Source organism: Paracoccus nototheniae (assembly GCF_004335005.1).
GTDB lineage: Bacteria > Pseudomonadota > Alphaproteobacteria > Rhodobacterales > Rhodobacteraceae > Paracoccus > Paracoccus nototheniae.
The window spans coordinates 44,490-53,326 of sequence record NZ_RQRT01000022.1 but is presented as its reverse complement, the minus strand read 5'-3'; the positions used below and the strand labels follow the sequence as shown (position 1 = coordinate 53,326).

The following is an 8,837-nucleotide window of genomic DNA, read 5'->3' as shown; positions in this document are numbered from 1 at the left end:
CCCAGCCCCCCCGCGCCGATCACCAGCACCCGCGCGGATTTCAGCCGTATCTGCCCGGCCCCGCCGATCTGGCGCAGCACCAGATGGCGGGCATAGCGGTCCAGTTCCGGGTCCGACAGACCGTCATCGCGGACCACCGGCACCGGATCGGGCGTGGCGCGGGCGCGCAGGCGGCGCAAGAGGCCGCGATAGGCCACGACCAGCCCCACCAAGGCGCCCAGAACCAGCCAGCCCGCCGCCGATCCGCCCACCGCCGCCGCCGCAGCGCTGCCCGGCGCGATGACCTGCAACGACAGCATCCCGACCCACAAAAGGCCGATCGTCATCAGCGTCACCGGGCGCGGCAGATGCAGCACCCGCCCCAAAATCAGCAGCATGACGATCAGAAAGACGCCCAGCATCACAGGTGCCCTCCGTCAGGGCCCATTCTGCCCGACCCCGTCCCGCCGGACCCCGTCCCGGTCGATCCGAAACCGCCCTGCCCGCGCGCCGTCCCGTCCAGCGCGTCAACCAATTCGAACCGCGCCTGCGGGGCGGGTGCCACGACCATCTGCGCGATCCGGTCGCCATGGCCGACGGTAAAGGGCGCATCACCCAGATTGAGCAGGATCACCCCAAGCGGGCCGCGATAATCGCAATCGATGGTGCCGGGCGCGTTGGGCAGGGTGATACCGTGCTTCAGCGCAAGACCGGACCGGGGACGGATCTGCACCTCCCAGCCCTGGGGGATGGCCAGCGCCAGACCGGTGGGGATCAGCGCGCGGCCCATGGGGGGCAGCGTGATCCCCGCTGCACGGTCGGCCAGTGCAAGATTCGCGCAGAGATCGGCCCCCGCCGCGCCGGGCGTCTGATAATGGGGCAGCGCGATGTCGGGGTCGCCTTCGGGCAGGCGCATCAGGCGGATCAGGGGTGCGTTGGTCATGCCCGCACCCTAGCCATGCAAAAGGCCGCGCGGCAATGCCCGCGCGGCCTTTGGAACCGTCGTCGATGTCGCAAACCTATTTCGGCGCGATCATCATGACCATCTGGCGGCCTTCCAGCTTGGGCATGGTCTCGACCTTGCCGGCCTCGCCCACATCGTCGCGGACGCGGTGCAAAAGCTCCAGCCCCAGATCCTGGTGGGCCATCTCGCGGCCCCGGAAACGCAGGGTCACCTTGACCTTGTCGCCGCCTTCCAGAAACTTCATCACGCTGCGCATCTTGACGTCATAGTCATGGATATCGGTTCCCGGACGGAACTTGATTTCCTTGACCTCGATGACCTTCTGCTTCTTGCGGGCCTCGGCCTCGCGCTTCTGCATCTCGTATTTGTATTTGCCGAGGTCCATGACCTTGCAGACCGGCGGGGCCGCGTTCGGCGAAATCTCGACCAGATCCAGTCCGGCATCCTGCGCCATCTGCATCCCGACAGAGGGCGGCACGACGCCGATATTCTCTCCCTCGGGGCCGATCAGGCGGATTTCGGCAACGCGGATGCGTTCGTTGGTCCGGGGGCCGGTGTCACGTTGGGGCGGTGCGTTATGCGGGCGACGGGCTATGGCGGTGCTCCTTTTATGGCCAATGCGCAAGTGGCAGGAAAATAAGGCCGCGCGCGCCATGATTCAACCGGAATTGATCAATCAGGCCCGCAAATCGACCCGGATCGGGCAGATCGGGCCGGTTTGCGGCCATCGCGCGGGTTTTCGGACCCGTTGGGCTGTGCCATAGAAGGGGGTAATGTCCTGTTGGGTCGAGGGTGCCGAATGTCCAAACTGTTGCCGATCGTCGTGATTCTGGTGCTGGCTGCGGGCGGCGGATGGTGGTTTTTGCAAGATGACGCCCCCTCGGGCGATGCCCCGGCACCGGTCGAGGTCGCGCAGGCGCCCGCCGAGGCACCCGTGACCGGGGACGCCGCGATCGACGCCCCCGCCACCCCTGCGGGCGACGCCGCGCGTCTGGCCGAAGATGCGGCGACCGCCGCGCAGGATGCCGGACAGCTGGCCGATGATGCCACCGCCGATCCTCAGGTCGACGGTCAGGCGGCTGCCGAAGCCGCAGCCGATGCGGCAGCCGACGCCGCAGCCATCGCCGCCGATGCCGCAGCCGAGGCCGCGCGCGCATCCGAAGATACCGGAACCGGTCCGGCCAGCGAGGCGGCCGACGCCGCCGAAGCCGCCGCCGTCGCAGCACTGGAGGCCGCCGACCGCGCCGCAGCCGCAGCCGCTGGCGCGACCTCGGGCGTGGCGGCACTGGCCCCGGCCGAAGCCGCCGAAGAGGCGGGCGCCGCCGCGCAGGATGCCGCCGCCGCCGCCTCGGATACCGCCGATGCTGCCGGTGTCGCCGCCCGGATCGAGGCGCTGATGACCCCGGAAGGCTTTGACCGCAGCGGGGTCGAGGCGATCATCGACGGGTCCGCCCTGCCCGATGCGCAGAAAGAAACGCTCAAGCGCCTTGTCGCGGCAGCCGAAGGCAATCCCCAGCTGCTGGCCAGCGCGCTGGAGCAGGTCAAGGCGGTGATGCGCTGATGCAGCAGCTGACCGCCCAGAACATGGAGACGTTTCTGGCCCGCAAGCCCGAAACGCTGGCCAAGGGACCGCTGGCGATCATCCTGATCGAGGATGACACCGCCGTCACCCAGACCGTCGAACATCACCTGCAGCGCGGCTTTCGTCATATCCTGCTGTTTTCGGATCAGCCGGTACATCTGCCCCAAGCCGTGCTGCCCAAGGTCACCCAGCTGTCCTATGAAACCCGCCGCCCCGATGCGCATGTCCGCGCCGTCAATGCGGTGATCCGCGCGGTGCCCCCGGGAACATGGCTGTATTACTGCTTCAATTCCGAATTCCTGTTCTATCCCTTCTGCGAGACGCGCACCGTCGGCGAAATGCTGGTGTTTCACACCGAGGAACGCCGGTCGGCGATGCTGTCCTATGTCGTCGATCTGTATGCGCCCGATCTGAAGGCCAACCCGGATGCGGTGGATCTGGAGAACGCGATGTTCGACCGGGCGGGCTATTACGCGCTTGGGCGCAACGGTCCGGACGGCACGCCCCGCGAACGACAGCTGGATTTCCACGGCGGGCTGCGCTGGCGATACGAGGAGCTGTTGCCCCCTGATCGCCGCCGCATCGACCGGATCGCCCTCTTCCGCGCCGCGCCCGATCTGAAGGTCACCGCCGATCACCGTTTCACCATCGAGGAATACAACACCTATTCCTGCCCTTGGCATCACAACCTGACCGCCGCCATCGCGTCCTTTCGTGTGGCCAAGGCGCTGGCCACCAATCCCGGATCGCGCGATCAGGTGGGCGACATGACCTGGCGCAATTCGCATCCGTTCGACTGGACGGGGCAGCAGCTGATGGATCTGGGGCTGATGGAACCGGGGCAGTGGTTCTGATCCGCGCGCGGGCGGGGCGGGCCTCGGCTTGCCCTTGCGCCGATCTGACCCCGGATGCTAAACGCAGCGTCAATCTTGGACCCCGACCGGCCCGCAGGGGCCGCAGAACAAAGGCATGACCCGCATGGCGATGACCCAGACCAGCTTTGATCGCGACGACCTGCTTGCCTGCGCGCGCGGAGAGCTGTTCGGCCCCGGCAATGCGCAGCTGCCCGAGCCGCCGATGCTGATGATGGACCGCATCACCGAGGTGTCCGAAGACGGCGGCGCCCATGGCAAGGGCCATATCGTGGCCGAATTCGACATCACGCCGGACCTGTGGTTCTTTGCCTGCCATTTCCCCGGCAATCCGATCATGCCCGGCTGTCTGGGTCTGGACGGTCTGTGGCAGCTGACCGGGTTCAATCTGGGCTGGCGCGGCTGGCAGGGGCGCGGCTATGCGCTTGGCGTGGGCGAGGTCAAGCTGACCGGCATGGTCCGCCCAGACCGCAAGCTGCTGCGCTACAGCGTCGATTTCACCAAAGCCATCCAGACCCGCCGCCTGACCATGGGCGTGGCCGATGGCCGGGTCGAGGCCGATGGCGAGGTCATCTATCTGGTCAAGGACATGAAGGTGGCCCTGTCGGCCAGCTGATCCCCCATTCATATTTCCCAAGGAGGCCCCCATGCGTCGCGTCGTCATCACCGGGCTTGGCATCATTTCCCCCATCGGCAATTCGGCCGACGAGGTCACCGACAGCCTGAAATCGGGCAAGTCGGGCATCGTCTTTGCGCCCGAATATGCCGAACACGGCTTTCGCAGCCAAGTCCACGGCATGCCGCAGATCGTGCTGGAGGATCATATCGACAAGCGCAACCTGCGCTTTATGGGTCCGGGGGCGGCCTATAACTTTCTGGCCATGGAACAGGCGATCGCCGATTCCGGGCTGGAGGATGGCGATGTGTCGAACCCGCGCACCGGCCTGATCATGGGATCGGGCGGGCCGTCGACCTCGAACTTTTTCCTGGCCCATCAGACGGTCATCGAAAAGGGCGCGCCCAAGAAGATGGGGCCGTTCATGGTGACACGCTGCATGTCGTCGACGAACTCGGCCTGTCTGGCGACGCCCTTCAAGATCAAGGGCGTGAACTATTCCATCACCTCGGCCTGTTCGACATCCGCGCATTGCATCGGCAATGGCGTCGAGCAGATCCAGATGGGCAAGCAGGACATCGTCTTTGCCGGCGGCGGCGAGGAACTGGACTGGACGCTGTCCTGCCTCTTCGACGCGATGGGCGCGATGTCGTCGAAATACAACGACACCCCCGAAAGCGCCTCTCGTCCCTATGACGCGACCCGCGACGGGTTCGTGATCGCGGGCGGCGGCGGTGTCGTGGTGCTGGAAGAGCTGTCCCACGCCTTGGCGCGCGGCGCCAAGATCTATGCCGAAGTGACCGGCTATGCCGCGACTTCGGACGGCTATGACATGGTCGCGCCGTCGGGCGAGGGCGGCGAGCGGTCGATGCGCGTGGCGATGGCCACCCTGCCCGAGGGCCGCAAGGTCAGCTATATCAACGCGCATGGCACCTCGACCCCGGTCGGCGATCTGGGCGAGATCCGGGCGATCCGCAATATCTTTGGCGAGGGTTCCACGCCGCCCGTCAGCTCGACCAAGTCGCTGACCGGGCATTCGCTTGGCGCGACCGGCGTGCATGAGGCGATCTATTCGCTGCTGATGTTGCAAAATGACTTCATCGCAGCATCGGCGAATGTGACGACGCTGGACCCGGCGATTCAGCCGGGCGAGATTGCGACCAGCCGCGTGGACAATGCGGGGCTGGATTCGATCCTGTCGAACAGCTTCGGCTTTGGCGGGACGAACGCGACATTGCTGATGTCGCGCTATCTGGAATGATGTGAGGGACTGGACATGGGCGATCTTCTGAAGGGCAAGCGCGGGCTTGTGATGGGGGTCGCCAATGAACGATCCATTGCCTGGGGCATCGCACGCGCGATGGCCGCCGAGGGCGCCGAGTTGGCCTTTTCCTATCAGGGAGAGGCCTTTGGCAAGCGGGTCGAGCCGCTGGCGGCGTCGGTCGGCTCGGATCTGCTGGTCGATGTGGACGTGACTGACGACGCATCGCTGGACGGCGCCTTCGCGACGCTGGCCGAACGGTGGGGCAAGCTGGACTTTCTGATCCACGCCATCGCCTTTTCCAACAAGGACGAGCTGACCGGACGGTTCATGAACACCAGCCGCGCCAATTTCGGGCGCAGCCTGGAGATCAGCTGCTATTCCCTGATCGAGGTGGCGCGCCGCGCCCATCCGATCATGGCGCCGGGCGCATCGATCATCACCCTGACCTATGGCGGATCGAACCGGGTGACGCCGTTCTATAACGTCATGGGCGTGGCCAAGGCCGCGCTGGAGGCCAGCGTGCGCTATCTGGCCAATGATCTGGGCCCCGACGGCATCCGCGTGAACGCGATCAGCCCCGGCCCGATGAAGACCCTGGCGGGCGCCGCCATCGGCGGAGCGCGCAAGACCTTTCGCCATACCGAGGCGAATGCGCCCCTGCGCGCCAATGCCACGCTGGAGGCCATCGGCGGGACGGCGGTCTGGCTGACCTCGGACTGGGGGGCCTGCACGACCGGAGAGATCGTGACGGTGGATGGCGGCTATCATGTGCTGGGGATGCCGCAGAGCGAGAACCTCTGAGGACAGGACCGGGGGCTTCGCGCCCCCGGACCCCCGCGGGATATTTGGACCAAGATGAAAGGGCTGCGGCGTGGCGGAGTTTCGGGCAGGCGACGGGGCGCGGCTGGTCTTTTCCGATGAGGGAGAGGGGCTGCCGGTTCTGTGTCTGGCGGGGCTGACGCGGACGATGGCGGATTTCGATTTCGTGGCGCCGCATCTGGAGGGCGTGCGGCTGATCCGCATGGATTACCGGGGGCGCGGCGGGTCTGACTGGACCGGGGCCGACACCTATACCGTGCCGCGCGAGGCGCGCGACGCGGTCGAACTGCTGGATCATCTGGGGGTGGACCGGGCGGCGGTGCTGGGCACCTCTCGCGGGGGGCTGATCGGGCTGGTGCTGGCGGCCACCGCGCATGATCGGCTGCTGGGCCTGTGCCTGAACGATGTCGGCCCCGAGATCGCGCAGGACGGGCTGCAACGGATCTTTGATTATGTCGGGCGCAGCCCCCGCGATGCGACGCATGAGGCACTGGCGGCGCGGATGCCGGGGCTGATGCCGGGCTTTGCCGATGTGCCCGAGGGGCGCTGGCTGGCGGATGTGCAGCGCCATTACGACGCCAAGCCCGACGGGTTGCGGATCAATTATGATCCGGCCCTGAGGCAGGCGTTTCTGGCCGCTTTCGACGGGCCGCCGGTCGATCTGTGGCCCCTGTGGCAGGCCACCGTGGGGCTGCCGGTGGCGCTGATCCGGGGGACCAATTCGGATCTGTTGTCCCCCGCGACCATGGCGCGGATGCAGGCGATGCGTCCCGATCTGATCGCCGCCGAAATCCCCGGCCGGGCGCATATTCCCTGGCTGGACGAGGCCCCTGCCCTGGACGTGATCGGCCGCTGGCTGGCGGCCTGCCGCGATCTGGCCTGAGCCAAGGGGCCGCTGCGGGGGCGGATCCGGATCGGCGGAAATCCGGTTCTGCCGCGAATGTAATCCTTTTCATGTGCTCTGAAACCCATTACATTCGGGACAACCCCTAGAGGAGCAGGGGAAGGCCAAGGAGGACTTCATGACTTTTGCAAACTCCGCTTTGCTGGGCGGACTGGTCACTGTCGCGCTGAGCGCGACGGGCGCATGGGCGCAGGATGCCCGCACCGCCGAGCTGCCGATCGCGGTCCAGATGTACACGCTGCGCGATCACGGGACGCTGGACGAACAGCTGGCCGCCGTGCAGGCCGCCGGGATCACCGCCGTCGAGACCGTCGGGATGCAGGACAGCAGCGCCGAGGATCTGTCCGCGCTGATGACCGAATATGGGGTCGAAGCGATCTCGACCCATGCGCAGCTGGATGATCTGCGCGCTGATCTGCAGGCGGTCATTGATTTCAACAAGGCCATCGGCAATGCGGTGATCACCGTGCCCTATCTGGCCGAAGAAGCGCGTCCGACGGATGCGGCAGGCTGGACCGCGCTTGGCGAAGAACTGGCGGGTCTGAGCGATGCGCTGCAGGCCGAGGGGATGACCCTTGCCTATCACAACCATGATTTCGAGATGGCCGAATTCGACGGGCGCACCGCGCTGGAGATCATGATGGAGGCCGCCGGCGACGATGTGCTGGCCGAGCTGGATCTGGCATGGGTCGCGCGCGGCGGGCTGGACCCGGTCGAATATCTGGACCGCTTCGATGGCCGGGTCTTTGCGATCCATGCCAAGGACAATGCACCCGAAGGCGAGGCCGAGGATGAGCGCGGCTTCAAGGCCCTGGGCGAAGGCGTGCTGGACTGGGCCGCGATCCTGCCCGCCGCCGAAGAGGTCGGAACGCAATGGTACATCATCGAACATGATCAGCCTCTGGATGCGGCCGAGGTCGTGATGACCGGTGCCACCTTCCTGACCGAAAACCTGCCGTACAGCGCCACGCGCTGACACTTCTCCCTGCTGGACAGGTGACTGGGGCCGCGACAATCGTCGCGGCCCCTTTTTCATGTCTGGGGTCGGGCTGCCCTTACATCGGGCGGACCCAGATGTTGCGGAAGCTGACATCGGCGTCATGATCCTGCAGCCGGATCGGCGCGCAGTCATGCGCCTCGTAGCTGGGATAGCCGATCCATTCCGTCGCGCCCTGCAATTGCGCATGGTTCTGGACCACGACACCATTATGCAGGACGGTCAGATGGGCCGGGCGGCGCAGCGCACCGTCATCGGCAAAGACCGGGGCCTGAAAGATGATGTCATAGCTTTGCCATTCGCCCGGCTCGCGCGAGGCATTCACCAGCGGCAGATGCTGCTTGTAGATCGAGCCCGCCTGCCCGTTCGCATAGGTCGGGTTCTCATGGCTGTCCAGCACCTGCACCTCGTAGCGTTCCTGCAGGAAGACGCCGCTATTGCCGCGATCCTGGCTGTCATGACCTTCGTCATTCGGGGGCGAGCGCCATTCGACATGCAGCTGCACATCGCAGAAATTCTCGGTCGTGCGGATATCGCCGGTGCCGCGCCCGACATGCAGGGCGCCGTCCTCGATCGTCCACGCAGCGTCGCCGCCATCGACGGATTCCCATCCCTCAAGGCTGCTGCCATCGAACAGAACCGTCGCATCCGAAGGGGGCTGGCCTTCGGGGGTCTGGACCAGGCGCGGCTCGGGGCCTTGCACTTCGGTGACGCGGGATTGGGCCTGACGTTCTTCCTGCGTGGGTTCGGGGGCTGCCTCCTGCGCGAAGGCGGGGGCGGCCAGCAGCAGGCCTGCGGCGATCAGGGGGGTCAGTTTCGGGGTCAGTGTCATGTCGGATC

General features: G+C 66.3%; 10 protein-coding genes and 1 pseudogene. 7 read left to right on the top strand and 4 right to left on the bottom strand.

Annotated elements, in window-relative coordinates; all coding sequences use genetic code 11:
- From EG885_RS10270 to infC, 3 genes and pseudogenes are all read right to left on the bottom strand, one after another.
- Nucleotides 1-401, bottom strand: a pseudogene (locus EG885_RS10270) (hypothetical protein); the annotation flags it as partial.
- Complete coding sequence (dut, locus tag EG885_RS10265) at nt 401-922, bottom strand: dUTP diphosphatase (RefSeq protein WP_131574385.1); 522 nt, start codon at nt 920-922, stop codon at nt 401-403. The pseudogene EG885_RS10270 and the gene dut, both read right to left, overlap by 1 nt.
- Nucleotides 923-998: 76 nt before the next feature.
- Nucleotides 999-1,598 carry a translation initiation factor IF-3 gene (infC, locus tag EG885_RS10260; RefSeq protein ID WP_165571103.1) on the bottom strand — a complete coding sequence of 200 codons (600 nt, stop codon included), beginning with the start codon at nt 1,596-1,598 and terminating at the stop codon, nt 999-1,001.
- Between the two features lie 144 nt (nt 1,599-1,742).
- Here infC and EG885_RS10255 point away from each other — a divergent pair, with 144 nt between their 5' ends.
- From EG885_RS10255 to EG885_RS10225, 7 genes are all read left to right on the top strand, one after another.
- Nucleotides 1,743-2,504 (top strand): flagellar basal body-associated FliL family protein, encoded by a 762-nt coding sequence (locus EG885_RS10255; RefSeq protein ID WP_242679603.1) that lies wholly within the window; start codon nt 1,743-1,745, stop codon nt 2,502-2,504.
- A gap of 8 nt (nt 2,505-2,512) precedes the next feature.
- Nucleotides 2,513-3,379, top strand: a complete 867-nt coding sequence (locus EG885_RS10250; protein ID WP_379107529.1) for a glycosyltransferase family 2 protein — start codon at nt 2,513-2,515, stop codon at nt 3,377-3,379.
- Between the two features lie 124 nt (nt 3,380-3,503).
- The gene (gene fabA / locus EG885_RS10245; RefSeq protein ID WP_131574384.1) at nt 3,504-4,013 is read left to right on the top strand and encodes a bifunctional 3-hydroxydecanoyl-ACP dehydratase/trans-2-decenoyl-ACP isomerase; all 510 of its coding nucleotides are present in this window, start codon (nt 3,504-3,506) and stop codon (nt 4,011-4,013) included.
- A gap of 31 nt (nt 4,014-4,044) precedes the next feature.
- Nucleotides 4,045-5,274, top strand: coding sequence for a beta-ketoacyl-ACP synthase I (gene fabB / locus EG885_RS10240; protein ID WP_131574383.1), 1,230 nt, complete (start codon nt 4,045-4,047; stop codon nt 5,272-5,274).
- Between the two features lie 15 nt (nt 5,275-5,289).
- Nucleotides 5,290-6,078, top strand: a complete 789-nt coding sequence (locus tag EG885_RS10235) for an enoyl-ACP reductase FabI (protein ID WP_131574382.1) — start codon at nt 5,290-5,292, stop codon at nt 6,076-6,078.
- Nucleotides 6,079-6,148: 70 nt separating this feature from the next.
- Complete coding sequence (locus EG885_RS10230; RefSeq protein ID WP_131574381.1) at nt 6,149-6,979, top strand: alpha/beta fold hydrolase; 831 nt, start codon at nt 6,149-6,151, stop codon at nt 6,977-6,979.
- Nucleotides 6,980-7,118: 139 nt separating this feature from the next.
- A complete protein-coding gene (locus EG885_RS10225) occupies nt 7,119-7,976 on the top strand; it encodes a sugar phosphate isomerase/epimerase family protein (RefSeq protein ID WP_131574380.1) in 858 nt (285 codons plus the stop codon).
- A 79-nt stretch (nt 7,977-8,055) separates the two neighbouring features.
- Here the strand turns inward: EG885_RS10225 and EG885_RS10220 are convergent, their stop codons facing one another.
- Nucleotides 8,056-8,829 (bottom strand): 3-keto-disaccharide hydrolase, encoded by a 774-nt coding sequence (locus EG885_RS10220; RefSeq protein ID WP_131574379.1) that lies wholly within the window; start codon nt 8,827-8,829, stop codon nt 8,056-8,058.
- Nucleotides 8,830-8,837 lie beyond the last annotated feature (8 nt).

Coding starts and splice junctions, on each gene's coding strand:
- dut (WP_131574385.1), bottom strand. CDS start 922: ATGACCAACGCACCCCTGATCCGCCTGATGCGCCTGCCCGAAGGCGAC.
- infC (WP_165571103.1), bottom strand. CDS start 1,598: ATGGCGCGCGCGGCCTTATTTTCCTGCCACTTGCGCATTGGCCATAAA.
- EG885_RS10255 (WP_242679603.1), top strand. CDS start 1,743: ATGTCCAAACTGTTGCCGATCGTCGTGATTCTGGTGCTGGCTGCGGGC.
- fabA (WP_131574384.1), top strand. CDS start 3,504: ATGGCGATGACCCAGACCAGCTTTGATCGCGACGACCTGCTTGCCTGC.
- fabB (WP_131574383.1), top strand. CDS start 4,045: ATGCGTCGCGTCGTCATCACCGGGCTTGGCATCATTTCCCCCATCGGC.
- EG885_RS10235 (WP_131574382.1), top strand. CDS start 5,290: ATGGGCGATCTTCTGAAGGGCAAGCGCGGGCTTGTGATGGGGGTCGCC.
- EG885_RS10225 (WP_131574380.1), top strand. CDS start 7,119: ATGACTTTTGCAAACTCCGCTTTGCTGGGCGGACTGGTCACTGTCGCG.
- EG885_RS10220 (WP_131574379.1), bottom strand. CDS start 8,829: ATGACACTGACCCCGAAACTGACCCCCCTGATCGCCGCAGGCCTGCTG.